General features: G+C 40.0%; 26 protein-coding genes, 1 tRNA gene and 1 rRNA gene (1 of these 28 running past the window's edge). 4 read left to right on the top strand and 24 right to left on the bottom strand.

Features of this window, described 5'->3' with window-relative positions:
• Positions 1-91: 91 nt before the first annotated feature.
• The gene (locus tag NQ550_RS06185) at positions 92-2,377 is read left to right on the top strand and encodes a glycoside hydrolase family 3 C-terminal domain-containing protein (RefSeq protein WP_025581320.1); all 2,286 of its coding nucleotides are present in this window, start codon (positions 92-94) and stop codon (positions 2,375-2,377) included.
• A gap of 201 nt (positions 2,378-2,578) precedes the next feature.
• On the opposite strand, the gene bioA is transcribed toward NQ550_RS06185, so the two are convergent.
• The 15 genes from bioA to NQ550_RS06110 form a co-directional block, all read right to left on the bottom strand.
• Positions 2,579-3,769: an adenosylmethionine--8-amino-7-oxononanoate transaminase gene (gene bioA / locus NQ550_RS06180; protein WP_025581225.1), complete on the bottom strand. Its 1,191-nt coding sequence runs from the start codon at positions 3,767-3,769 to the stop codon at positions 2,579-2,581.
• On the bottom strand, positions 3,766-4,464 hold the full coding sequence (gene bioD, locus NQ550_RS06175; protein ID WP_008708217.1) for a dethiobiotin synthase: 699 nt from the start codon (positions 4,462-4,464) through the stop codon (positions 3,766-3,768). Before bioD ends, bioA begins: the two co-directional genes overlap by 4 nt.
• Complete coding sequence (gene bioB / locus NQ550_RS06170; protein ID WP_025581224.1) at positions 4,461-5,453, bottom strand: biotin synthase BioB; 993 nt, start codon at positions 5,451-5,453, stop codon at positions 4,461-4,463. The genes bioD and bioB overlap by 4 nt, the downstream gene beginning before the upstream one ends.
• Positions 5,450-6,043, bottom strand: a complete 594-nt coding sequence (locus tag NQ550_RS06165; protein ID WP_025581222.1) for a biotin transporter BioY — start codon at positions 6,041-6,043, stop codon at positions 5,450-5,452. Before NQ550_RS06165 ends, bioB begins: the two co-directional genes overlap by 4 nt.
• Before the next feature lie 262 nt (positions 6,044-6,305).
• A complete protein-coding gene (locus NQ550_RS06160; protein WP_025581221.1) occupies positions 6,306-6,752 on the bottom strand; it encodes a threonine/serine exporter family protein in 447 nt (148 codons plus the stop codon).
• Complete coding sequence (locus NQ550_RS06155) at positions 6,749-7,513, bottom strand: threonine/serine exporter family protein (protein ID WP_025581220.1); 765 nt, start codon at positions 7,511-7,513, stop codon at positions 6,749-6,751. Before NQ550_RS06155 ends, NQ550_RS06160 begins: the two co-directional genes overlap by 4 nt.
• A gap of 320 nt (positions 7,514-7,833) precedes the next feature.
• On the bottom strand, positions 7,834-9,162 hold the full coding sequence (locus tag NQ550_RS06150; RefSeq protein ID WP_259839538.1) for an IS200/IS605 family accessory protein TnpB-related protein: 1,329 nt from the start codon (positions 9,160-9,162) through the stop codon (positions 7,834-7,836).
• 299 nt (positions 9,163-9,461) lie between these two features.
• Complete coding sequence (locus NQ550_RS06145) at positions 9,462-10,154, bottom strand: ABC transporter ATP-binding protein (RefSeq protein ID WP_025581160.1); 693 nt, start codon at positions 10,152-10,154, stop codon at positions 9,462-9,464.
• A 14-nt stretch (positions 10,155-10,168) separates the two neighbouring features.
• Positions 10,169-11,029 (bottom strand): hypothetical protein, encoded by an 861-nt coding sequence (locus NQ550_RS06140; RefSeq protein WP_025581159.1) that lies wholly within the window; start codon positions 11,027-11,029, stop codon positions 10,169-10,171.
• Positions 11,030-11,040: 11 nt separating this feature from the next.
• Positions 11,041-11,802 carry a hypothetical protein gene (locus NQ550_RS06135; RefSeq protein ID WP_025581158.1) on the bottom strand — a complete coding sequence of 254 codons (762 nt, stop codon included), beginning with the start codon at positions 11,800-11,802 and terminating at the stop codon, positions 11,041-11,043.
• A 4-nt stretch (positions 11,803-11,806) separates the two neighbouring features.
• On the bottom strand, positions 11,807-12,094 hold the full coding sequence (locus tag NQ550_RS06130) for a hypothetical protein (RefSeq protein ID WP_172730365.1): 288 nt from the start codon (positions 12,092-12,094) through the stop codon (positions 11,807-11,809).
• A 12-nt stretch (positions 12,095-12,106) separates the two neighbouring features.
• The gene (locus tag NQ550_RS06125; RefSeq protein WP_025581155.1) at positions 12,107-13,201 is read right to left on the bottom strand and encodes a hypothetical protein; all 1,095 of its coding nucleotides are present in this window, start codon (positions 13,199-13,201) and stop codon (positions 12,107-12,109) included.
• Between the two features lie 98 nt (positions 13,202-13,299).
• Positions 13,300-13,683, bottom strand: a complete 384-nt coding sequence (locus NQ550_RS06120) for a hypothetical protein (RefSeq protein ID WP_025581153.1) — start codon at positions 13,681-13,683, stop codon at positions 13,300-13,302.
• Between the two features lie 142 nt (positions 13,684-13,825).
• Positions 13,826-14,407, bottom strand: a complete 582-nt coding sequence (locus NQ550_RS06115; protein ID WP_025581152.1) for an accessory gene regulator B family protein — start codon at positions 14,405-14,407, stop codon at positions 13,826-13,828.
• On the bottom strand, positions 14,407-14,556 hold the full coding sequence (locus tag NQ550_RS06110) for a cyclic lactone autoinducer peptide (protein ID WP_044996944.1): 150 nt from the start codon (positions 14,554-14,556) through the stop codon (positions 14,407-14,409). The genes NQ550_RS06115 and NQ550_RS06110 overlap by 1 nt, the downstream gene beginning before the upstream one ends.
• 313 nt (positions 14,557-14,869) lie before the next feature.
• Between NQ550_RS06110 and NQ550_RS06105 the strand changes: the two genes are divergently transcribed.
• On the top strand, positions 14,870-15,187 hold the full coding sequence (locus tag NQ550_RS06105; protein WP_242833703.1) for a helix-turn-helix domain-containing protein: 318 nt from the start codon (positions 14,870-14,872) through the stop codon (positions 15,185-15,187).
• 148 nt (positions 15,188-15,335) lie between these two features.
• Here NQ550_RS06105 and NQ550_RS06100 read toward each other — a convergent pair whose 3' ends face one another.
• From NQ550_RS06100 to NQ550_RS06080, 5 genes are all read right to left on the bottom strand, one after another.
• A complete protein-coding gene (locus tag NQ550_RS06100) occupies positions 15,336-17,009 on the bottom strand; it encodes an IS66 family transposase (RefSeq protein WP_227219332.1) in 1,674 nt (557 codons plus the stop codon).
• A gap of 24 nt (positions 17,010-17,033) precedes the next feature.
• A complete protein-coding gene (locus tag NQ550_RS06095) occupies positions 17,034-17,198 on the bottom strand; it encodes a hypothetical protein (protein WP_167515506.1) in 165 nt (54 codons plus the stop codon).
• Between the two features lie 512 nt (positions 17,199-17,710).
• Positions 17,711-17,929, bottom strand: a complete 219-nt coding sequence (locus tag NQ550_RS06090) for a hypothetical protein (protein WP_025581140.1) — start codon at positions 17,927-17,929, stop codon at positions 17,711-17,713.
• A 9-nt stretch (positions 17,930-17,938) separates the two neighbouring features.
• A complete protein-coding gene (locus NQ550_RS06085) occupies positions 17,939-19,033 on the bottom strand; it encodes a hypothetical protein (protein WP_025581141.1) in 1,095 nt (364 codons plus the stop codon).
• 80 nt (positions 19,034-19,113) lie between these two features.
• Entirely contained in the window at positions 19,114-19,497 is a 384-nt protein-coding gene (locus NQ550_RS06080) for a hypothetical protein (RefSeq protein WP_025581142.1), read from the bottom strand.
• A 419-nt stretch (positions 19,498-19,916) separates the two neighbouring features.
• Here NQ550_RS06080 and NQ550_RS06075 point away from each other — a divergent pair, with 419 nt between their 5' ends.
• Together NQ550_RS06075 and NQ550_RS06070 are read left to right on the top strand one after the other, a co-directional pair.
• Positions 19,917-20,624 carry a LytR/AlgR family response regulator transcription factor gene (locus tag NQ550_RS06075; protein WP_025581143.1) on the top strand — a complete coding sequence of 236 codons (708 nt, stop codon included), beginning with the start codon at positions 19,917-19,919 and terminating at the stop codon, positions 20,622-20,624.
• Between the two features lie 7 nt (positions 20,625-20,631).
• Positions 20,632-21,933, top strand: coding sequence for a sensor histidine kinase (locus tag NQ550_RS06070; protein WP_025581144.1), 1,302 nt, complete (start codon positions 20,632-20,634; stop codon positions 21,931-21,933).
• Between the two features lie 114 nt (positions 21,934-22,047).
• Here NQ550_RS06070 and NQ550_RS06065 read toward each other — a convergent pair whose 3' ends face one another.
• From NQ550_RS06065 to NQ550_RS06050, 4 genes are all read right to left on the bottom strand, one after another.
• Complete coding sequence (locus NQ550_RS06065) at positions 22,048-22,503, bottom strand: transposase (RefSeq protein ID WP_226815984.1); 456 nt, start codon at positions 22,501-22,503, stop codon at positions 22,048-22,050.
• 26 nt (positions 22,504-22,529) lie between these two features.
• Positions 22,530-23,264 (bottom strand): IS110 family RNA-guided transposase, encoded by a 735-nt coding sequence (locus NQ550_RS06060; protein ID WP_227219328.1) that lies wholly within the window; start codon positions 23,262-23,264, stop codon positions 22,530-22,532.
• Between the two features lie 480 nt (positions 23,265-23,744).
• Positions 23,745-23,815: transfer RNA gene (locus NQ550_RS06055), tRNA-Trp, on the bottom strand.
• Between the two features lie 128 nt (positions 23,816-23,943).
• Positions 23,944-26,561, bottom strand: a 23S ribosomal RNA gene (locus NQ550_RS06050) (it continues 265 nt past the right edge of the window).

The following is a 26,561-nucleotide window of genomic DNA, read 5'->3' as shown; positions in this document are numbered from 1 at the left end:
GGCATATTCATGCCAAAACACCTCGCGGGATAGTGGTGTGTGAACAGTAACATCTGTTTCACATATAAATAAACTTATGGAGAAATTTATTATGAATCGAGATTTAAAGAAAATCATCAGCCAGATGACTCTGGAAGAAAAAGCAGGCATGTGCTCAGGGCTTGATTTCTGGCATCTGAAAAGCGTGGAAAGACTTGGAATCCCGGAGGTAATGGTAAGTGACGGTCCTCACGGGCTTCGTAAGCAGGATGACAAAGGAGATCATCTTGGAATGAACGACAGTATCAAAGCAGTCTGCTTCCCTCCCGCAGCTTTAAGTGCCTGCTCTTTTGACCGTAGCTTAATGGAAGCCATGGGCAAGACTATTGGCAGAGAAGCACAGGCAAATGACGTATCTGTTGTCTTAGGACCGGCTGTCAATATTAAACGTTCTCCGCTCTGCGGAAGAAACTTCGAATACTATTCAGAAGATCCATACCTTGCTGGTGAAGTTGCTGCTGCATTTATCAATGGTGTACAGTCCCAGCATGTAGGAACTTCCATCAAGCATTTTGCAGCTAACAATCAGGAATATCACCGCATGAGCAATTCTTCTGAAGCAGATGAAAGAACACTCCGCGAAATTTATTTTCCTGCATTTGAAACTGCAGTAAAAAAGGCTCAGCCATATACATTTATGTGCTCCTACAATCAGATCAACGGTACTTTTGCTTCCGAGAATAAATGGCTTCTTACCGATGTTCTCCGCAATGACTGGGGCTTTGAAGGATATGTTATGTCTGACTGGGGTGCTGTCAATGACCGTGTGAAGGGTCTGGAGGCCGGCCTGGATCTGGAAATGCCAGGTTCCAACGGAACAAACGATGCTCTGATCATGGAAGCCGTAAAAAATGGCACTCTGAAGGAAGAAGTTCTGGATCAGGCTGTAGAACGTATCCTGAATATTATTTACAAATATGCGGACCACCGCACACCGCAGGAATTTACCATGGAAAAAGACCATGAAGAGGCACGCCGTATTGCAGAAGAATCTATGGTCCTTCTGAAAAACGCAGACCAGATTCTGCCTCTGAAAGCCTCTGAAAAAGTAGCTTTTGTAGGTGGTTTTGCCAAAAAACCTCGTTTCCAGGGTGGCGGAAGCTCTCATATTAACTGCTTTAAAATTACCAATGCACTGGAATCTGTTCCTGCTGATGCACAGGTTACTTACGCAGAAGGCTTTTCTGCTGATAAAGATTTATACGATGAAAAGCTGGCTGCTGAAGCAGTTCAGGCTGCAAAAGCTGCTGATAAGGTTGTGATCTTCGCCGGACTTCCGGACAGTTTCGAGTCTGAAGGATATGACCGTTCTCATATGAGACTGCCAGAATGCCAGAACCGTCTTATTGCTGAGATCCTTGAAGTTCAGCCAAATACTGTGATCGTTCTTCACAATGGTTCTCCTGTGGAAATGCCATGGATCAATAATGTGAAAGGTATTCTGGAAGCTTACCTTGGCGGACAGGCAGGTGGTACTGCTGTTGCAAATATCCTCTATGGTGTTGTGAATCCAAGCGGTAAACTGGCCGAGACAATCCCAGTTAAGCTGGCTGATAATCCATCCTACCTGAACTTCGGTGGCGGCGATAAAGTGGAATACCGTGAAGGTGTATTTGTAGGATATCGTTATTATGACACCAAACAGATGGAAGTTGCCTATCCATTCGGATACGGACTCTCCTATACTACTTTTACATACAGCAATCTGCTGATTTCCAACACAAATCCAACAGAAAAAGATACTATCACTGTTTCTGTAGATGTAACAAATACAGGAAACGTTGCAGGAAAAGAAGCTGTCCAGCTCTATGTGAAAGACATGACAGCATCCACGATCCGTCCGGAAAAAGAACTGAAAGATTTTGAAAAAGTCCAGCTTGCTCCCGGCGAAACCAAAACAGTTACTATGGAACTGGATAAGCGCAGCTTTGCATGGTACAACACCCAATTACATGATTGGTATGCAGCAAGCGGCAAATATGAGGTCCTGATCGGTGCGTCCTCCAGAGATATCCGTCTCTCTGAAACCATTGAACTCTCCAGCAGCCAGGTAATTCCCATGCATATTCATATGAACACAACACTGGGTGAGCTTTTCAATAATCCCAACACAAAAGAAGCAGCAAAAGAATTGACTTCCAGATATCTGGCTGCAATGAACGGCGGTTCAGACACAGCGTCCCAATCTGCTGCTGAAGCTATCACTGAAGAAATGGTAGCAGCAATGACAGATTCCATGCCACTTCGCTCTCTGTGCAGCTTTGGCGGATTCTCCCGGGCTGAGATCCAGGAGATGATTGACAAACTGCAGGCAATCTATAGCAATCCTCTGAAATAATGCATCTTAATCCAGCCCATCAGAGTGTGAAATCCTGCGTCAGATATCTTTGCCGTGCGTCAGCACGCCTGCAGATATCTTCCTTGTCTTTCGCACTCTGCTGAACTGTCTTAAATGCATTATTTACGAGGATTGCTATAAAACAAAAAAACTACTGTATATAAGCTGAATTTTTTTCCGGCTTTATACAGTAGTTTTTATTTATTTCTCTCTAAACCATTCCTTCATCACATCAAAAATTTTTATAAGCTCTTCGTCACTGATCACATATGGAACCATAGAGTACATGTAGTTCAAAAATGGCCTGCTGAACACACCCCGTTCATAAGCAAACTGCTGGAAGCCTTCCAGATCTCTGGAATCATGAACCTCCACGCACACACAGCCACCCATGATCCGGACTTCTTTGATCCGTGGATCTGTGAATGCTTCCATCTCACGACGTGAAACCTGTTCAATATGACGGATCTTACTCATATAATCTTCGCGCTCAAAAATCTCAATTCCCTTTAAGGCCACAGCACATGCCAGCGGGTTTCCCATAAAAGTAGGGCCATGCATCAGGGCAAGTCTGTCATCATCACTGTAAAAGGCATCAAATACCTTATGATTTGCCACAGTGACAGCATGACCAATATATCCTCCTGTAAGGGCCTTTCCAAGAACCAGGATATCCGGCAGAACAAGATCTGCCACAAAGCGATTACCTGTGCGGCCAAACCCGGTTGCAACCTCGTCAAAAATCAAAAGAACATCATACTGGTCACACAATTCTCTTGCTCTCTTCAGGAATGAAATATCATACATCCGCATTCCTCCTGCTCCCTGTAAAAGAGGCTCCACAATAAAGCAGTTCAGACGGTCATGATACTGTTCAAATGCCTCCTCCAGGGCCGGGATCTCAGTGGGAATATGGACAACACCCTCTTTTTTGTCAAAAGCGAAATGATAATCCTCGTCATCACCAACTTCCATTGCCTTAAAGGTATCCCCGTGATATGCATGTTCAAGAGCCAGCACTAACGGGCGCTTTCTTCCCTGATTGGTGTTGTATTGAAGGGCCATTTTAAGTGAGACCTCCACTGCAACACTTCCTGAATCTGAAAAAAAACAATAATCCAGATCTCCTGGCAGAAATTCCTGCAGCTTCGCAGAAAGCTTTTCCACCGGCTCATGTGTCAGTCCCCCAAGCATTACATGACAAAAACGGTCTGCCTGTTCCTTGATCGCTTCTGTCAGTTCCGGATGCTTATATCCATGAATCATACACCACCAGGAAGATATAGAGTCTATCAGCTTCTGATCTTTTGTATAAAGATGTACACCCTCTGCATCCAGAATCTTATAGGGAGCTTTCATTGTTTTCATTTGTTCATAGGGATACCATATCATTTGATCTTCACCTCATCATAAAATTCTGCCAGTACATCTGCATCTATATCAAGATCTTTCGCATTATCCTGTACTTTTGCAATAACCGGAAGGCCTGTCATATATTGGCACATAGCAATATTATCCTCTTCCATAATATTTCCGGGATGGTAATGGTTAAAAATAATACCTTTGATTGGAAGGGAATGGGCTTTCATATACTCAGCAGTCAATACAACACTGTTTATTGTACCAAGCCCTGCATCTGCCACCAGAATACTGGAAAGCTCAAACTCTCTTATCACATCTTCAAGCTGGATTTTGCGTTCATCAAAACAGAGCGGACAGAGGATACCGCCACTTCCTTCCATGGTAATATATTCATAATCATTTGCTGCCTTCAAAAATCCTCTTCGCACAACATCAAGATCCACCGGATTACCCTCAACTCTTGAAGCAAGATGAGGAGACCAGGCATTTTCATATACATAGGGACACATATCATCCAGAGACTGGGAAATACCAGACATCTCTTTAACAAAAAGTGCATCGCCCGGGATCAGACTTCCGTCTGCACGCCGGTCATTTCCACTCATTGCAGCTTTGTAATAAGCCGGATTTTTTCCTGCCTGTGCCAGTTTTTTTACGATCAGTCCTGAGAGATAGGTTTTGCCCATGTCTGTTCCTGTTCCTGTAATAAATACCGCTTTACTCATGATTCTTCCACTTCCTTCCAATATTCTGGTGTTACATTTCTGCCCATATCAGAGAGCATTTTTCGGTCGCTGCGGATGGTTGCGCAGGCAACAGTAGTCAGCATATTCCCTGTTATTGTAGCGGAGGCACCGGATTTAAAAGCGGTTTCCCCGTCATTGGTAAGAAGTGCCCGTCCGGCAGCAAGACGAATATTAGCCTCAGGATTAATATAACGGAAGAAGGCGATTGTCCGGAGGATATCCTGCTCTGAAAGCTGATCAAGGTGTTCCAAAGGTGTTCCCGGAATGGGCATCAATGCATTGATTGGAATAGAATCAATCCCCAGCTCCGCAAGGCTGACTGCCATATCCAGACGATCCTCCCAGGTCTCTCCCATTCCTATGATACCGCCAGAACATGCACACATTCCTTCTGCCTTTACCTTTTTCAGAGTTTCAATCTTCATATCGTATGTATGTGTCGTACATATATTAGGAAAATTTCTCTTTGAAGTCTCAATATTATGATGGTAACTGGTTACTCCGGCTTCATGAAGACGATGCAGTTGTTCAGAAGAAAGAAAGCCCATGGAAGCACAGAGATCAATATTACATTCCTTATGCATGGTTTCATAGGCGTGGATCGCCTGATCAAATTCTTTTCCAGTCAGGGCCTTTCCTGCAGTAACGATTGAGAAACGGTCAACGCCCTCCTCTTCGTTCATTTTACATGCTTCCAGAATCTTTTCCTCCGGAAGAAAATCATAGATCTCACAGGAAGTATGGTGGTGTACTGACTGCGCACAATATTTGCAGTCCTCCGGACACCTGCCGCTGCGGCCATTGATGATGGAACAGAGATCCACCTTATCACCGATATATGCTTCGCGGATACGGTCTGCTCCTTCACATAATTCGTCTAAATCACAGGTAAGAAAATAGGAAAGATCATCCTCCCTTGTAATTCTGCGCCCATCAATAATTTCCTGTGCTAAAATAAGTGGATTCATTTTGCAAGCTCCTCCGTTTTCAGTCTGACATTTGATTTTGAATCAAAAAGATATTGATGCACTACCGGTCTGACACGCTTTGCAATGACAGCTCCCAGGATACTTAATGCAATATCGCCGGGTACCGCAAGCAGAAAACAATAAAGAATCAGCGGCCAGATTCCAATCGGTGTATCAATCACATAGTTACAGATCACATAGTAATAAACCATTCCACAGATATAGACAATCATCAGACCTGCCAGATTTGCAAGTAAATAGCGAAAAACTGTCTTCTGCTTAAGACGTTCTGCGATAAGTCCGGTTACGTATGTTCCCAAGCAGAACCCTATAATATAACCGAAGCTTGGCTTGAAAATATACCAGATCCCACCGCCCTCCGAAAAGATCGGAAGTCCTGCCAGTCCCAACAGCATATAGGCAACCACAGAAATCATACCCCTTCTGGATCCCAGAAACAATCCGGCAAGCATAGTGAACAGGTACTGCAGTGTAAAGGGAACTACAGGTACAGGGATTTTAATAAACGCACCTGCTGCAATCAACGCCGTAAAAAGACCGCAATAGATCATGCTTTTTGTTTTAGTCATTTGTAAACCTCCATATATTTTATGGTTTACTATTTTAAAACACAGAAGGTTAATTGTCAACTTTTTTTATTTTCTCAGTTTACAGTTCGCCTTGCTATTTGCGTCACAGCATATATAATATGGTCAAGCGGATAAAATCATCCGCTTCGCTACTTGCTTGATTCAGTAATCACGACCACCGGCTAAGCCGGTGGTCGTGATTTTTCATCAACTGTCGAAAACGGGTGTGTGTCATTTCATCGGGAATTTCTTTCTTGCCAGGTCAGTTCTGCTTTTTCCTTACAGTTCTCAGAAAATAACAGATCGACCACGCAATACTCATTCCTGCTGCAATTCCAAAAGCAAAAAGAAACGTATCCCGTCCATATTCCAATGCTCGAACAGTATTTCCTTCCACAATGCTGTTCATACAATAATAAAGAGTACTTCCGGGAATCAGAGGGATTACGGAAGTAACAAAAAAAGATGTAGATGTTTCTTTACAGATTCTTGCAAGAATTTCTGCATACACATCTGTAACAAAGCCAGCCATCAGAGTCGGAAGAAAAACATTTCCCCAGAATTCTTTTCCCAGAAGGAACACCAGCCAGCTAAGGAAGCCGCCAACTGCTACCAGAGGCAAATATTTCTTTTTTATATGAAAAAGAATTCCAAATCCTACAGAGCCAATGGCTCCGGTAATTAATTGTATCATGATTGCTGCAGTCAAAGTCCAAACCTCCCAAATAAAATAATTGCCCCCATAAATCCAAGTGCCAGTGCCGCAGCAAGTAGTAAAGCAGCAATCAGACGGATGATTCCAGAGAGTGTATCACCAATAAGTACATCCCTGATTGCATTTGTCGACATTAACCCCGGAATCAAAAGCATAATGTCACCGATCATAATCTTATCCATGCGAAGGAATGGGCACAGCAAGGTTAATCCACAGATTGCACAGCCTGTAAAAAAAGACGCCACAAACTGAAAAGTCACTTCATTCATGCATACCGGACGAAGATATTGCTGTAATCCCCAGATCAGAACAGCCCCAAATCCTGCTGCAACAGCATCCGGAATACTTCCACCATAAAAAAAAGCAAAACTGCATGCAGCCAGAAGGCTTCCAAGAAGTTTCCATAACGGTTTCGTCCTATTTATGTTAATTTTATCAAATTCTTTCCGAAGCTCTGCCGCAGGGACAGGATGATTACAGAAACGACGGCTCAGATCATTCAACTGCTCTAATTTTGTAAAATCATTTCCACCACTTTCCCTGATCCGTCGGGTCTGTGTCCGCGCTCCTTCTTCTGGAAATTCCATGGTAATAACGATACTGGATGTGATCACAAAAACATTCATCTGTGCAGCACCACAGGCATAACCCATTCGGTTCAGCGTATCCTCCACTCGAAAAATCTCTGCACCGCTGTTTAACAATGCGTCACCCATATCAAGAAAAATATGTAAAAAATCTTTAGATGTCTGCATAGGATTACTCCTTTAATTTTGCAGAAAAGAGTCCGGCATAATATACGCCAGTGTCTTACTTCTGCACTTTTGTATTCTGAAGATAGCTTTAGTATAAGGCTTAATTGCAGTTAATACAACTTCTATTTTATAGCGCTTACATAAAATAGTTCCAGGTGAACCTCACATGGCTAAAGTCACGTGCTTCCGGACGCTTTAGGCGTCAGACTAAATATCGGCGGATACGCCTGTAACTTAGGTCTGCACAGTTATGTGCTTTTTCCATGCCAGATATGGCTGGTTCCCACATTACAGGTAGTCCGCTGTATATCTGCCTGTATCTATGCTGCTTTTAAGAGTTCCATTTCTGAATGGAGTTTTCTCAGATCTGCATAAACGCATGAGGTTCTACGCTTTACAGGAGGGACTTTTGCCTCCAGTAAAGACCTTTCCGTTGCCGGAAGGGGTTTTAAAAGTTCCCTTATAAAATATCTCGCCCCTATATTATAGGATGCTGACAGGTCACAATTATATCGTTTTCCTGTCTGGAAAGTACAGAGGCTGTGATTTTCCCAGTCACGTGTTACCGCCCCGGAACCATCATAAGCCAGTCTGCTGGTATTCCATGCGCAGATCCTGGATACCCGCATCCCTTTCCTGTGTGCCTGATGTTCACAACACTTCTGGATATCTCTTTTTCTCCACAGGTGCATTTTCTGTTTTTTCTTTCCCGATATCTTCCCCTGCATCTCCAGATACTCGAACACGATCACATCTGCATGGTTTTCTTCCGCATATCTTACAATCGCACCTGCAGTCTTTTTACCCAGTTCTGTGTTCAGACGTTTCGTATATGCCCATCTTCCCTGTGTCTGCGCAGAGCCATGTTCCCTCTGGAATCTGCGGATCCGTCCCAGTGTACGGTACATCCGGTCTTTTTCACTGGGATGATCTATGAATCTTCTTCCCAGGACAGTTCCGTCTGCCCGCATGATGGTACTGACTGCATCGGTATTGATCCCTAAGTCCACGCTGCAGATAATCTGTTCTTTCACAGGTGTTTTGGTAAGTGTTACTTCCTCTTTATAGGAAAAACGCAAAAAATACTTCTGGTGTCTCTTTTCCAGAGTCGGGGCAGATGCCTTTTTCCCTGACCAGCATTTTCTCAGATATTCCATATCCGTATGATCCAGACGTACACAGGACCATTTCCAGTCATGACCGTCATAGAGTTTCAGGTATGCTTCGTCTTTCCCTTCCGCTCCTTCACGGTACATGACATCACGGTAGAAGACCGGCATGGCGTGATTTTCATATACAAGCTTTGGTTTCCCGCTCTTTCCGTCGGTCTTTTCCCATAGATCCAGCCGTGTTTTATAAGAGGATACTGTCCCCAGTGCATGCTGGATGGCAGATCTGCGCAGATAGGAAGGCATCTTTGGGAACCGGATATCAAAATCAAAACAGGCATGGTTTTTCTTCGTAGTATGTACCAGATGTTCTGCAGCATTAAAACGCCTCTTTGCATCCGGGATTTCTGCTAATTCTTCCCATACCTGCACATAAATCCCAATCAGATAGCTGACAGCAGAACGGTAGATCTCCAGTGTCTGGCGGATCGGGATATTCTGTTTTCGTAATTCTACACCATAACTGGATATTATCTGCATTTTTATTTTTCCCTGATAACTCTTTTCTCAGATTCTGTTGTTTTTTCTACTACCCATGGCTATATTTTAGCACATATAGCGCTAAAAATAAACATATGTTTTCCTTTGGGTAAAAAATTTGCGCGTCTAACTCATCAGGCTAAAGTAACGAGAATGCGACGCGCAATTATTCAAATTATTTTGAAAAAATAAGATGTGTTTTTCAGATCAAAAAATATGAGTAGTAGTCAAGAGGAGCTGTCCTGAAAACGATCTCTAAAAACTAATATATACACTACACTGATATGTAATCCGTTAATTTATACCTCCGGTAAACAGTAACTTTTATCAGTTACTGATTTCACATTTGAATTTTTCCGTAGTACCCCGTCTTCCATTTCATATACCTCGTCGCAGAGAACATCTATATCTTCTCTGTTATGACTTGCCAAAATAATCAATTTATTTTTTTTCATTTTTAACAATAGTTCCCTGATTTCTTCCACACCATTTTTATCAAGTCCATTCATCGGCTCGTCTAAAATAAGAATTTCCGGATCTTCCATGATTGCTTGAGCAATTGCCAGACGTTGTCTCATACCGAGTGAAAACTTTCCTACCGGTCGTTTTAATTTCGGATTAAGACCAACTTTTTTTAATATCGAATATAAATATGACTTATCTTTTTTATTTCTTATTGTATATAGAAATTCCAGGTTATGATATGCGCTCCAGTTTCTTAAAAATCCAGGATCTTCAATAATAATTCCCGCTTCTGTAAGCATATCTTTGTCTTTTCCCATTATTTTCCCATTTACCGTAACAGTTCCCTCATCGGATACAAGAAAACCACATATTATTTTAAATAAAACTGTTTTTCCAGATCCGTTATGTCCCACCAGTCCGTATATTTTTCCACTTTCACATCTGAGAGAAACATCTTTTAATACTTTATTATCCTTGAAATTTTTATTTACATGCGATACTTCTATGACATATTTCTTTTCATCCATAATACCTGTTCCTCCTACATATCTTCATTTTCCCAGTTAAACTCCACATGTCTGATCTTATATATAATAAAGCTTGTCATTATTGCTATTCCCACTAACAAAAACAACACCATGTATGTCAAAGACGGTAACCAGTAATAAGTATGATCCACTGTTGCAATTCTTGCTAACTCAGCCCATACAGTAGGAACAAAACGTGCAAGTTTATAGCGGATTAACGGATGCATATTCAATACAGGAAACAAGGAGATTGCCAGTGCAAGCCCTCCGGCAACTGCAATGATCTTATTTATATATAAACTAAGAAAAAACATCAGAACACCAACAAATGTACAAGTCAGTGTACAAATTAAAATTTCAAGCAGTATAAGCTCAAGTGGTGTATATTCTGAAAAAATATCATAGTAAATAACCACACTGCTCTGATATCGTGAAAGAGCATTTGTAGTTGCCGCAGTCCTTAACAGCTTTCCCCATTCATTGCTCCATTCTATTTTGGACAGCAATGGAAGTATTGTGCAGAAAATAGTTATTAATACCATTATCAACGAACGTAAAAATATACCCCCAATCTGACCTAATCCCCATTGTCGCCTACCACTTCGAATTGCATGATACATATTCACATGCTGCATAAAAGGTACATCAGAATTCACATAAATTACACCAAACCAGAATATAATCAAATATGTAAAACTACACATTACAAACGGAAAAACGCACCAGGATACAGGATAATTTACTGCAACAGAGAATTCCCGTAAAGGATTTAAATAGGAACGGCTTGTGACAAGCATTAAAATTATAAAAACCGCCATTTTACTATTAAAACATTTTAATACTGTATTTTTCCATATATATTTTAATAACCGCATGTTTGTCACCTCTACAATCTATTTTTTATTACTCTGTATATTCCCAAAACAAAGAAAATTGATGGTACTAAACTGAAACCACATACAATCAAAAAATATTCTATATCCGATTTAAACTGAAATAACGCAGGATCAAATATCATTATATTTGCCCATCCACTTCCACGGAATTCCATTAAAATTTGATATAGTAAGATGGGAGTTAACATAATCAACATTTTATTAGTGATAAATATAGAAACAAATGAAGCTGCCAGAGACAATGTGCCAGCCAACATTCCCATCTGTAAAGCAACTACAAAAATATATGCCATAAAATGCCCGTTTCCCCATAGGGTCTCATACATTCCTGACATATCTGGTTTTTCTAAATAAGGTGTCCAGGGAAGCTGCAGCCGCAAATATATAACAAATAAAAATGTCCCTAAAACCATTGTTATTATGGAAGATACATAAATTACTATCGTTTTTGAAAATACATATTTTATTAAATTACCTCGTCCAATACTATACCGCAAATATTTGTTTTCAAGGTCTTCACAAAATACAGTTGCGAAAGCTGAAGCACAAAATGCATACGCAATCATTTTCCCAGACATTTCAACTGCAAACATATAAGTATCCATAACATTGACGTTTACCATACCTTTTTCAAAAGCATAATTTTCAAGAGAAAAAATAAAAGAGACTGCCACACCAACGATTGCAAGATACAGCGGATATTTCTTAAATAAACGGCTAAAATCCGTTCTAAGATATTTTGTCTTTTCCATTCAATCATCCCCTTTGCTTTTCCATAATAATATACATGGCTAGCACTACAAACATAAAGCCAAATACGCCAACACAAACAAGAAAATTTCTAATTCTATTTTTTCTATGTTGTCTGGATATGATAATATCTCTGCTATCCTTTAAAATTTCATCTAATTTTTCATACGGAACAGGCATATCACGAATTTTTCTATAGATTTCTTTTTCATAATCATCCGATGCTTTTTCCATACATCGGTTTAATCTCCTTCTTTCTTCTACTGCACAATATGGAATTGTAGAACTGCTCATATCTGATCTCCTTTACGGCAGGTTAATTTCTTTGCCTGTTTCTGCATTAACCAGCGTTACTGTTTTATTATTACCATTCTCAACCACCTCAAAATACCAGATTGGTTCTTCTGCATATTTCTGATCTTCACCTGTATAAACACGTTCACATAATTTTGCACGTGTGATCTCGTATTTAGAATCATTTAATAAGTTTTCATATTTCTCTTCTACCACTGACGCAATTTCTTCAAAAGGTTTCAGTGTTACCATATCCTGTTCATTTTTAAAGTCATAGATGTAATCTATATTTAATTCTTCCAGACCACGGGCAGAATAAATAGCCTGCACAGGTGCATTATCCGGAGAATCATCTGACATCTGCTTTGCAGCACTCATTAATTCATGAAATACAGGAATACCATTATTTTTCTGATAAGCATAGATGAAGTACGCCTCATCATCCGATGTTGGCTCCTTTGTTTTTCCTTCTTCCAGCAAACCATTATTTAATTCCTGATCTCTTAGTTTTTTCATCGCATCAACGCTCAATGAAAATGCCTGAAAAGAAAGATCTTCTGTATCATACCCAAATTCATTCATATCCTTTTTTATCTCTGAAATGCAGTTGTCCTTATCAAGAGAAACTGATCCACTCGAAAACAGGTCTATATAATCTGCCTGCTGAACTCCAAGATATGAGTAAAGAGAAGACGTAGTACTTCCCCAATGAACATAGTTATCTAAATAAAGACTTGAGCCGTCAGAAAATGTATAATTGGCAACATCACCACCATCCCAATCGTATTGATCTTTTTTAGATATTTCTTTTCCTTCAGCAAACATAGCATATACCTTATCTTTATTATAATCTCGTAAGCCTGCTACTGAAGTTTTCTGTATAGTTCTTCCATTCAAATTTTCTGGTATTTCCAATGTACAACTGAATTTTACTTTTCCAGATTTCGATTCTGCGTTATATGTTTTGGGAAAAGAATTTTCTGTTTTTGAATTTGCATCATTCTGTACAGTTTCCGCACTGTTTTCTTCTGAAGTTGCATTTTTTTCGCATCCTGAACTTATAATAACCGTCCCCAGAATTAAACATAACAGCACTTTTTTTACCATAGCTGATCTCCTTTATCCACACACAGGGATAGGATAACTTGCATCCTATCCCTGTGTTATTAATTATTCGTCATTATTTCGTCACAAACAATGCAATATCACGGAGTATAGCGTCCTGTTACATGCAGATTAGAAACGCTTGCAGATGTTGTCATATAGTAATACTGACCTGACGGTGCCGTTTTCTGGTAGGATGCATTTCCAGATAATTTATCTGGTCTAATACTTGCAGTGTATGATCTTATTGTATTGTTGTTTCGGTTAATTGATGTACAACGCAATGTTCCACTTTTGTTAAATGAACTCCCTGTCACATAAAATCTCTGTTCGGAATCAGCTTTAACAGCTCTCTGAGATAAAATATCTCCCGGTACGGTAATATCAAAGCTCACAGTCTGTGCCATGGCTGGTACAGTACTTCCAACCATACATAAAGATGCCGTTAATCCGCAAAGGATTCTTTTGATTTTTTTATTCATCATAATCTGTTTCCTCTTTTCTTTCGCAAATCATTAGAGCATTTACAATGTTTCTTTACGCGCGTAATTTGCAGTAAAATCAATGACAAGTGTTATTATCTATACTTTTTTATAATTTTCAACCCATTTTGCATGAAGCGACATTTTAAGGCTCTTTTTGGTCTTTTTTCATTTTCAGAAACAGACAGGGAATTTGTAAACTAGCTGTTAACTGTATTCCAATAAAAATACATATTGCATATCTATCCTTATTTAACCAAAGCAAAATTAGTGCTGTAATCAAAAATACTGTAACACTTATCACTATTATTTTTTTATAACGTTTTTTTTCAAGCAAATCCAACTTACGCTTGTTATTTTCTATTGGACTGAATTGAATCAGGCTTATAGCTAACACAACCGTAATGAAAAATAACGCATCCCTGTAAACTAACCTCATACAGAGAAATATGCACAAAAGCAGTAACAGACTTGACCCCAACAGGCAAAACTCTAATCGTTTGGCATGAAATCCACCGCTATATTTTCTCAATATCATAAATGGCAAAATCATTATAATCCCACATCTCATACTCCCAAAGCAAAAACCAATTCCAGCTGCAAGCAATAATGGAATTATCTGTAAAATAGCACTATACAATGCATACTGATATAATTCCTTCTCACTTTCATTAATAACTTTGCATCGTATCATCCAGTCCGTTACTTTATCTGTGCATATATTCATTACTTACTTCTCCTGTATTTCATCAGTTCTTCAGGTGCTTTTGGCTGAAACATGATAGCACAGGATGTTGTATTAGCTTCTGTCTTTAACACAGTATCCAATACTGTTTTCATACCTTTGGCCACTGTAGTTTTTACATTTTTCTGCATAATCTCGTTCTCCTTTCACGAAATTGTCATTGATTTCTTGCAGGTTATATCATAACTCTCTTTGTCTTATAATTCGATAGGTTTGGAATGAAGAGATTATTTTTCTTCAAAAATGGATAATTATTGGCTTTTCCAGTTTAAAATACTATGTATAGCAGAATTTTTCTCTATGAAATACAGAAAATCAAATGTACAACAGAATTTTTCTGTATAACATTCTTCATTTTGTAAAAGTATATTGTTAAGATTCATCATATGAAAGAGGGTGTTATAAATCGAATTTCATTATGATGACATGGGGAGCCGTATTAAGATGCGGCGGAAAGAATTACATATAAAGCAGGCGGAGCTAGCCGAAACACTTGAAATCTCAAATAATCATATGTCATCCATCGAAAATGGACGTCAGAAACCAAGTCTTGATACTTTCATCCGGTTATGTGACTGTTTAAATGTTACTCCCGACTATCTTCTTTTAGGTAGTATGCACGCATATAATTTACCACAGGATATTCTTGATAAGCTACGCCTGTGCAGCCAAGAGGATATCATTCTTGCCAGAGACTTTATAGAACTCCTTGTAAAAAGAAACAGAAAAAAGCATATTACAGACTCACCTATATCCTTTTAACAAACATACATATTAAGAACAGTAGAATATTTTCACTGTTCTTTTTTGTTATTTCTAAATAAGTAACCAAAAGTTACTGTTCAAGGGTTAGCTGGACTTGAGAAAACCGATGGTGTAGACTGATAACAGTCAAAGCCATCGGTTTTCTTTATCCAAATATTCTAGACACTCTGTCATATATATTTGCCGGATCTTCAAGGCGCATCAAAACAAGCATGCTCATGCATTGGCAGAGATAATCGATGCTTTCGAAACTTCTGAATGTCACGGCCTGCGCCTGTTTCCGCTTATAATTCCTTAGAAGCCTTTCGGCTTCATTATTCGTGGCAGGTACCCGGATATCATGCAGGAACAACAGATGGTTGTGCATGTATTTCTCCATTCTCAGGAATAAATTGTACCCGTCTTTATAATAATCATTTGCCGGAATGTTTTCATATTCTTTCCGGGCAGTTTCCAGTATCTCACGGTATCGTTTTTCGAATCCGGAGACTATTTCCGGATCTGGTCCGTGTGGCTGCCGGCATCCATTTCGGAAGTGGACCATTTCCTGCACCAGTGCATGCATTTTTTTATTCCAGGTACGGTCTGGTTCGTTCTCTATGCTGGCTTTCAGATACCGCAGTATATGGGCAAGGCATTCCTGATGATCTGCTCCATAATTATAAAAGGTAATATCATGGTCATGGACAAGGATCCCCTGATAGTCTTCTGTAACCGTACCCTTTACTCCTTCGTGTCCCTTTTTCTCGCGGGCAAAGTACAGGGCTTTTCCGCCCGGTGTTGCACAGACATATACCTGGCAGCTCTTTCCGTTTTCCCTGGCATTTGTACAATCCGTATGCATAACAGGGGAAAGCAGCATATCTGCATAGGCAGACCTGCGTTCAGGCTCAGTTTTTAAAGCAAACTCCCGGTTTAGTCTGCTTATCATGCCTTTGGAAATATTCAGTTTTCCACCCGTCAGGTCGGACAGAAATACCCTGCTCTTATCAATGGATGTACAGCAGTCATTGTTCAGAAGGAACAGAAATGCCCGTATGCTGCCATCATAATTCACATCATCGATAACTCCGTCTGGAAATGCTGCATGTGCACGTTCTCCCGTATGACTGTTATAATAAACATCTGCATGATATTCCGTTACATTCAGGACCATACGGATACTTACCATCTGCTTTACGATGGTCCTGGCAGTCTTTTTAAAAGCACAGTCTTCGAGCACTTCTTCAGGTGGCGGAAGAAGAATAACTGGCTGTGTAGGCTCCTGTCTTTTCCGGCAGTGCCCTTTGTGGCCGGGCTGCCCGCCTGGTCTTCTGCCTGTTTTTTCCCAGTTGTTTGTGATCTTTTTGCGTCGTACTGCTTTTGAAGAAGGAATAGAAGAGTTTTCATAATCGCGGTTGATCTGTGCCCGTAGTTTCAGATTCTTTCCCTGTTCTTCTTCCAGTCTGGATGCCGCTTCATAAAACTGATGTCTGAAAACGGCTGCTTTATCCAGTGCATCATCTCTTTGCTTTTCTGCATTCAGTGCACGGATCTCCATTTTTCGGAGTTCCTGCGCGGACCTTTTTTGTGCCTTTTCAAACTCCCGGAGCATATCCTCCAGTATCTGAAACCAGTAATTGCGCACACGGATCGTTTCTTTGTGCGCATCTGCAAGTTCTTTTTTCAGCTTCTCAATCTTATGTTCATAAACGTTGTACTCTTTCTGATAAAGTTCTTCTAACTGGATATATCTTTCACCAGATTCCAGTTCTTTGTTTCTGCGTTGTGCAGCTTTCAGCCGACACATGAGAGTGATATGATCATAAGTATCAGGCATACGTTTTCCTCCGGTACAGTCCTGCTAAACACTGCTGACGATATCTGTGATCTTTGAGATATGATCCTCGAGATATTCGATCAGCTCTTTCTGTTTCTGGATGAATTCCTCCTGGATCTCGATCTGCCTGAGATAGCCGTCAAGAAGTTCATCACGTTTTTTTAGTTCCTGTATAAAATCAATCTCCATAAAAACAACCTCTCTTTCTTGAAAAAAGTATAGCAGAAATGCAGGAAAAAAGCGAATTTCCGGAAATGACCCATTGGGCAATCTGACTGTGGATAAATCTCCATTATAAGATTGGAAATGAGTAGATATAAGGCCTCTGTCTGAAAGAATGGATAGGATTCGGTGTATAACTTTTGTGGATAATTATCTTCAGCAGAAAAAACTATAAATACAGTTTTTTCTGCTGAAGATAATTATCCACAAAATAGAGAAAATAATTTCGTCACTTTTTACAATGACTTATACATACCTTTGAACAGTAACAACCAAAAATTCATCTATTTTATCTTTTCATGTACATCCTTTGCAGGTTCTATATGTATATGATATGATGAATATATTTAAAAGAACGTCTGATGATATAGAATGCGGATTCTTATTTGTGATGATGACACATTAATTCTGGAACATATATATAAATTATTAAAACATTATTTTGAATCTGCTCATCTTAAGATGCCTGAAATTATATCCTACTCAAATGGGGAAAGTCTTTTAATGGACAAGGGTTCTAAAGATATGATAATATCTCTGCTATTCTCTAATATTTCATTTAGTTTTTCATACGGAACCGGCATATCGCGAATTTTTCTGTATATTTCCTTTTCATAATCATTCGATGTTTTTTCCATACACTGGTTTAATCTTCTTCTTTCTTCTACTGCACAATATGGAATTGTAGAACTGCTCATATCAATCTCCTATGATGGTAAATTAATTTCTTTACCGGTTTCCGCATTGACTAACATTACTGTTTTTCTACTGCCATCATTTACCTCAAAATACCAGACTGGTTCTTCTGCATATTTCTGATTCTCATCTGTATAAACACGTTCATATAATTTAGCCCGTGTAATTTCATATTTTGCATCATTCAATATGTTTTCATATTTCTCTTCTACTACTGACGCAATTTCTTCAAAAGGTTTCAGTGTTACCGTATTCTGTTCATTTTTAAAGTCATAAATATAATCTATACTTAATTCTTCCAGACCACGGGCAGAATAAATGGCCTGTACAGGTGCATTATCTGGAGAATCATCCGATAATTGCTCTGCAACGCTCATTAATTCATGAAATACAGGAATTCCGGTATTTTCCTGATAGGCATAGATAAAGTACGCTTCATCGTCTGATGTGGGTTCATTCGTTTGTCCTTCTTCCAGCAAACCATCATTTAATTCCTCATTTCTTAATTTTCTCATTCCGTCAACACTTAAGGGAAACGCCTGAAAAGAAAAATTCTCTGCATCATATCCAAGTTCATTTATGTCATTTTTTACTTCTGAAATACAGTTGTCTTTGTCAAGGGAAACTGCTCCACCCGAAAACAAGTCTATATAATCTGACTGTTGCACTCCAAGATATGAATAAAAAGAAGAAGTAGCACTGGACCAACGAAAAGTTGAACCTACTTCAAGGCTTGTTCCATCAGAAAATCTATAACAATCAAAACCATTATTGTCATCACCATATTGGTGTTTCTCAGATATCTCTTTTCCTCCTGCAAACAAAGAATATGCCTTGTCCCTATTATAATTATGTACACCTTCTACAGAAGTTTTCTGTATAGTTCTTCCATTCAGACTTTCTGGTAATTCCAATGTACAATTAAATTTGACTTTCCCGGATTTTGATTCTATATTACACGTCCTCGGAAAAGCTTTCTCAACTTCAGCTTTATCATTTTCCTGTCTATTTACAATATTGCTTTTTTCTGAAGTTACATTTTTCCCACATCCCGAACCTATAGTTATTACCCCTAATATTAAATATAATAATAGTTTTTTAATCATAATTTTTCTCCCTTACCACTACCCAGAGAAGATACAATAATCAGTATCTTCTCTGGGTATCCATTATAGAAAAAATAACATCACGGAGTATATCGTCCTGTTACATGCAGATTTGAAACACTTGCAGATGTTGTCATATAATAATACTGCTCTGCCGGAGCATCTGTAAGATAAAAAGCCTTATCTGATAATTTATTTGGATTAATAGAAGCAACATTTGATTTTATCGAACTAAATTTCCTATTAATTGATGTACAGTGCAAGGTTCCTATTTTGTTAAATGAATTTCCTGTTACATAAAATCTCTGTTCATAATCAGCCTTTTTAGCTCTCTGGGATAAGATATCTCCCGGTACGGTAATATCAAAGCTCACAGTCTGTGCCATGGCTGGTACAGTACTTCCAACCATGCATAAAGATGCAGTTAATCCGCAAAAGATTCTTTTGATTTTTTTATTCATCATAATCTGTTTCCTCTTTTCTTTCACAAATCCTTAGGACATTTGTAATGTTTCTTTACGCGCGTAATTTGCAGTAAAATCAATGACAAGTGTTATTATCTATACTTTTTTGTAATTTTCAACCCATTTTGCATGAATCGACATTTTAAGTCTCTTTTTGGTCTTTTCTCATTTTTAGAAACAGACCAGGGATCTGTGGCATATTACAAATTCACTTATATCATTTTGACAGGCATACAAAAAAGAACAGTCGAATATTCCCACTGTTCTTTTTTTTCCCTTATTGTTTTTTCAAGAAGCTATCTTAGTTCTGAATATACAACCAAAAATGCTATCATTTTGTCTTTTCATGTACATCCTTTGCAAGTTCTATATGTATATGATATGATGAATATATTTAAAAGAAAGTCTGGTGATATAGAATGCGGATTCTTATTTGTGATGATGACACATTAATTCTGGAACATATATATAAATTATTAAAATATTATTTTGAATCTGCTCATCTTAAGATGCCTGAAATTATATCCTACTCAAATGGGGAAAGTCTTTTAATGGACAAAGGTTCTAAAGATATAGTTTTTCTTGATATAGAAATGCCTGGTATGAATGGAATTTATGTTGGAAACGAGTTAAAATCCCAAAACAGAAATGTAATCATTTTTGTTGTTACCTCATATTCTGAGTATCTGGATGAAGCCATGCGTTTTCATGTATTCCGTTATCTTTCAAAGCCATTGAATAAGCAACGATTTCTCAGAAATTTGAAAGATGCATTAACCTATTACAATACGATGACACAAATAATTCCCATAGAAACACATGATGGAATTTATACTGTTCCCTCTTCCTATATTATTGCCATTGAGGCCCAAGGGCGAAAAATAATTGTACACACAATCCAAAAAGATTATATTTCTGTTCACAATATGAACTACTGGGCAGAGCATCTACCTGAAAACAGTTTTTTTCAGTCACACCGAAGTTTTATTGTTAATTTCGAACATATTACAGATTTTGATCACACTACTATACATATGTTCAGCAATTCATTTACTGCATACCTTACACGCCGAAAATATACAGCATTTAAAAATGCTTATCTTCTATATCTTGAAAGTACGAGGTAAAGATTTTATGGAACATATCTTACTATTATTTTTTAGTTTTCTAATCGAAGCAATCATTATGTGGCAGTATTCTTCCAGCCTGTTTTTATCTGCTCATTCCGCTAAAGTAAAAATATCATTTATATGCTTTCTTTATGGCATTTTATTCCTTTTCTCTTTCATGGAAAAAGTCTGGCTTAACATTATTGTATACTTTCTGATAAACTTTCTGTTTTTATATATACAGTTTAAAATTGATCTGTTAATTGCAATATTTCATTCCGCTATTTTAACAACCATAATGGGACTTTCTGAGCTTTTTATGTTTAGCTTTATGTCTCAGTTCGCCCCACATTTTCTTGAAAATACGAAGGGCGGTTTAATTATATATACATTGTCCAGCAAGATTTTATTCCTTACAATTATTTATCTGCTTATGCATTTTTTCAAAAAAACAGATCCTAAACAGGAAAACTATATTGATTATACAGATTTTATTTTGATGTTGATTCCTGTTTCCTGTCTGTTTATAATAATAACTTTTTTTAATATTGGGGAACATTTTGTGTTTATAGCACCAATAAATATTATGGTAACGCTGAGTACAGTGCTTATTCTTTTTATTAATCTTCTGGTATTTGGAATGAATCAATATAATCATCGTCGAAACATAGAATTCACTGATATGCAGCTTTTGCTTCAAAAAGAAGCTGATTCTGCAGAATATTATAAAATGCTTCTTTCTCAGACGGAAAATCGGAATATCCTGATTCATGACATCAAAAAGCACCTGCAAACTATCAAATTATTGAATGAAAAAAAGGACACTTCAAAAATAAATGCTTACATCTGTCAGCTTCTTGATTCATCTGATCTGCAGGAGCCAGCCAGAATTTGCGATAATGAAATTTTAAACGCTATCCTTGGCCGTTACCAACGACAATGCAGCATAAAAAGCATCAGCTTCCATGCAGATATCCGAAGTAATATTTTAAAACAATTTTCTCCTTATGATCTAACTTCTTTATTTTGTAATCTCATGGATAACGCTTTTGAAGCAGTAGAAAAAATACCAGAAGCTTTTATCGAAGTAACAGCACAGAAAAAAGAGAACTCTCCTTTTATTGTTATTGTTGTTATTAATTCATGCCGAACTGCTCCGGCATATGATTCTGATCATCTTCCAATATCCAATAAAGAAAATACCACAAAACACGGTTATGGTATAAAAAGTATAAAAAAAGTCACAAAAAAACATGGAGGTAATCTTCAAATGTATTATGATGACTCCAGTTCCACGTTCCACACCATTATCACTTTAAAATCATAAAAAATGGGGCTGTCTTGAAAACGTAGTTCAGCGATAACCTATAAACAAGCATTCTAAATAAGCTCGCCTTTTGGCGGGCTTATTTCCTTCTCTTAATTATACAGTTAAAGAGATTCATTTCGGCTGAATCATTACATTTACCCCTAACTTTTCTAATGTACGAATATTCCTATTGATTATCTTTTCTTGATTGATAACGGAGTAGTAGTCCGCTCCAAGGTCATGATAAGGAACTTTCTCTTTTAGTATATGATAAATCGCGATTAACATGGTATGGGCTACTGCAATTAAAGCCCTTTTCCCACCTCTGCGCGCGGCAATTCTTTGATAACGGGAGTAGAGATAACTTTGCTTGTTTCGTATTCCAGCACGAGCACATTCCACCAGCGTTGCTTTCAAATATTTATTTCCTTTCCGTATTCGTGTACTCATCTTTTTTCCGGCGCTTTCCTTACACTCAGGCACAAGCCCCGCCCATGAGCTGAAACGGGATTCATTTTGAAAGTGCTCCATTTCCACACCAGTTTCCGCTAAAATTCGTTCTGCACTTTTTCTTCCAATCCCAGGCATATCATCCAAAGCTTCGATTGCCCAATTTATGGATTCTGTTTTTTTTTAATATCTGCATCTAAATCCATAATTAAAGCGGTCAGGCTTTCAATATGCCCAAGTTGATGTTTCAACATTTTTTGCTGATGTTCTGATATCCGTCCTTGTAGGGATTTCTGCATTTCTGGAATTTTATCTCTGGCTCTTCCTTCGGCAAGTTCACTTAAAACAACCGGATCTGTTTCTCCAGATACAATTGCCTTTAAAATTGTCATACCGCTTTTTCCGCTGATATCGGTAATTACACTGCTCAATTTAACATTGCAGCCTTCTAACACAGCCTGGATTCGATTTAATTCACGAGCACGTTCTTCAGTTATCTCCTGGCGGTAACGGGTTATTTCTCGCAGTTCTCTTTGATCCCTATTTGGTATGTAACTTGCTTTTACTAATCCATGGCGTACCAGATTGGCAATCCACTCTGCATCTTTTACATCCGTCTTACGTCCGGGAACTCCTTTGATATGCTGCGCATTCACAACCATGATCGGTATCTGTTCTTCTTCAAATATATTATATACAGGTTTCCAATAAGAGCCCGTACTTTCCATGGCAGCCATCTCACAATCTGTTTCTTTCAGCCACGAAACTAATTGGAGAATATCTTCCGTCATTGTTGAAAACTGACGGATTTCTTTTTTTCTGACACTCGTAAAAATACAGGCTACCATCATATTTTTATGAATGTCAATCCCACAACACCGCTTATACAATACTTCCATAAAGCAAACCTCCTTCGCATAAGCCGATGCAGCTCCTTGCTTAATTGTTGGCTGTCCTGCGTCCTCATCAAAACCCGATGGAAACAAAAAGTGGTACACCTAAGGAGCTGAAAATCAGTCTGTCGGACGGGCTTGTAAGCACCAATCCCCTTCCGATCTTATTCGGCACCTTAAGTATACCACTACATAACGTATAGCTAGTATCCAGTTTTCATTTATTGTGGTGAGATTTTCTCATGATTGTCTGTCGGAAAATAGATAGCCCCTTTCTATTTATTATGAGAAATAATCAGTGTACGAGCTGTCAAGTATTTTCTTCCTTCTTATAAAGATTAAAATTCTTGACAGCTCTGTTTTTGGCAAATAAAAAAATATCATAGAATCTAGTTTAATAGACTCATATGATATTTCTTTGATTACTCCTGTGATTACCCGTGAAGACGAAGACGCGCAAAAGCCTTTATTTTCAAGGGTTTCGAGCAGGGGATGAGAGAATCGAACTCCCACCAAAGGTTTTGGAGACCCCTATCATACCATTTGACCAATCCCCTACAAAGTATATTATACATACTTTCAAAACTACATACATGTTGACATTTCCTTGAGAATTAACTTCCTGCGTTGCTGATTGAGTTTTGTACTCCGCGGGGGTCACTTCGTGACTCCGTCTCTCAGCATTTTGGTCAAGCCCTCACCCGATTAGTAACAGTCAGCTCCATGCATTGCCACACTTCCACCTCTGCCCTATCTACCTCGTCGTCTTCAAGGGGGTTTACTTCTTTCGAATGGGATATCTCATCTTAAGGGGGGCTTCACGCTTAGATGCCTTCAGCGTTTATCCCTTCCGGGCTTGGCTACTCGGCCGTAGACTTGGCAGTCTAACCGATGCACCAGCGGCCCGTCCATCCCGGTCCTCTCGTACTAAGGACAGCTCCTCTCAGATATCCTACGCCCACGCCGGATAGGGACCGAACTGTCTCACGACGTTCTGAACCCAGCTCGCGTACCGCTTTAATGGGCGAACAGCCCAACCCTTGGGACCTACTACAGCCCCAGGATGCGATGAGCCGACATCGAGGTGCCAAACCACTCCGTCGATGTGAACTCTTGGGAGTGATAAGCCTGTTATCCCCAGGGTAGCTTTTATCCGTTGAGCGATGGCATTCCCACTTAATACCACCGGATCACTAAGCCCTACTTTCGTACCTGCTCCACCCGTCGGTGTCGCAGTCAAGCTCCCTTCTGCCTTTGCACTCTTCGAATGGTTTCCGTCCATTCTGAGGGAACCTTTGGGCGCCTCCGATACCCTTTCGGAGGCGACCGCCCCAGTCAAACTCCCCGTCTGGCATTGTCCCACCGCCGGGTCACGGCGGCTGGTTAGAAACCCAATACTGCAAGGGTGGTATCCCAACAGCGGCTCCATGGCAACTGGCGTTACCATCTCCTAGCCTCCCACCTATCCTGTACATGCAATACCGAGTCCCAGTACCAGACTGGAGTAAAGCTCCATGGGGTCTTTCCGTCCTGGCGCAGGTAACCAGCATCTTCACTGGTACTTCAATTTCACCGGATGCATTGTCGAGACAGCGCTCAAATCATTACGCCTTTCGTGCGGGTCGGAACTTACCCGACAAGGAATTTCGCTACCTTAGGACCGTTATAGTTACGGCCGCCGTTTACTGGGGCTTAAATTCAAAGCTTCGCTTGCGCTAACCTCTCCTCTTAACCTTCCAGCACCGGGCAGGCGTCAGCCCATATACCTCACCTTTCGGTTTCGCATAGACCTGTGTTTTTGCTAAACAGTTGCTTGAGCCTATTCTCTGCGGCCTGGTTTCCCAGGCACCCCTTATCCCTAAGTTACGGGGCCATTTTGCCGAGTTCCTTGACAATGCTTCTTCCGCCGGCCTTAGGATTCTCTCCTCATCCACCTGTGTCGGTTTACGGTACGGGTACGGTATAAACGATAGCGGCTTTTCTTGACGCATGGCTCACGGACTTCGTTACTTTATTTCACTCCGCATCACGGCTTCCCATTGCCACCCGGATTTGCCAAAGTGACTGGTACCCCGCTTGCACCGGGCTTTCCATTCCCGGCTTCCGCTTTCCTTACGTGTCCCCACAGTTCTGTCATACCGCAGTACAGGAATCTCCACCTGTTGTCCATCGGCTACGACTCTCGTCCTCGCCTTAGGCCCCGACTTACCCAGAGCAGATCAGCTTTACTCTGGAAACCTTGGATATTCGGCCATAAGGATTCCCACCTTATTCTCGCTACTCATTCCGGCATTCTCTCTTCCATGCAGTCCACAGCTCCTTACGGTACTGCTTCTTCCCGCATGCAATGCTCCTCTACCAACCTTTCGGTTCCTTAGTTTCGGTGGCGCGTTTCAGCCCCGGACATTTTCGGCGCAGGACCTCTCGACCAGTGAGCTATTACGCACTCTTTGAATGGATGGCTGCTTCTGAGCCAACATCCTGGTTGTCTTCGAAATCCCACATCCTTTTCCACTTAACGCGCACTTGGGGACCTTAACTGAAGGTCTGGGCTCTTTCCCTTTTGACCGCCCAACTTATCTCGTGCAGTCTGACTCCCGATAATCGATTACGCGGCATTCGGAGTTTGATATTCTTCGGTAGGCTTTGACGCCCCCTAGGAAATTCAGTGCTCTACCTCCGCAAATCTGTATCGAGGCTAGCCCTAAAGCTATTTCGAGGAGAACCAGCTATCTCCGGGTTCGATTGGAATTTCTCCCCTATCCACACCTCATCCCCACCCTTTTCAACGGATGTGGGTTCGGTCCTCCACTACCTCTTACGGCAGCTTCAACCTGGACATGGATAGATCACCCGGTTTCGGGTCTACTCCTACTGACTCTGGCCCTCTTAAGACTTGGTTTCCCTACGGCTCCACACCTGAAGTGCTTAACCTTGCCAGTAAGCGTAACTCGCCGGACCGTTCTACAAAAAGTACGCGGTCGCACATATAAAGTGCTTCCACAGCTTGTAGACACAGGGTTTCAGGTTCTCTTTCACTCCCCTCCCGGGGTCCTTTTCACCTTTCCTTCACAGTACTATGCGCTATCGGTCACTAAGTAGTATTTAGCCTTAGGGGGTGGTCCCCCTGATTTCCCACAAGGTTCCACGTGTCTCGTGGTACTCTGGATCCTGCTCAGTCTCATCGGCTTTCACGTACGGGGCTTTCACCCTCTGCGGCCGGCTTTCCCAAAACCGTTCTGTTAGCTTCAGAGAATCTTAAATGCAGTCCGTAACCCCGGAATGCACGCATTCCGGTTTAGG

Source organism: Blautia wexlerae DSM 19850 (assembly GCF_025148125.1).
Lineage (GTDB): Bacteria > Bacillota > Clostridia > Lachnospirales > Lachnospiraceae > Blautia_A > Blautia_A wexlerae.
The sequence above is the reverse complement of the archived record's forward strand: the minus strand, read 5'-3'. Positions and strand labels throughout refer to the sequence as shown.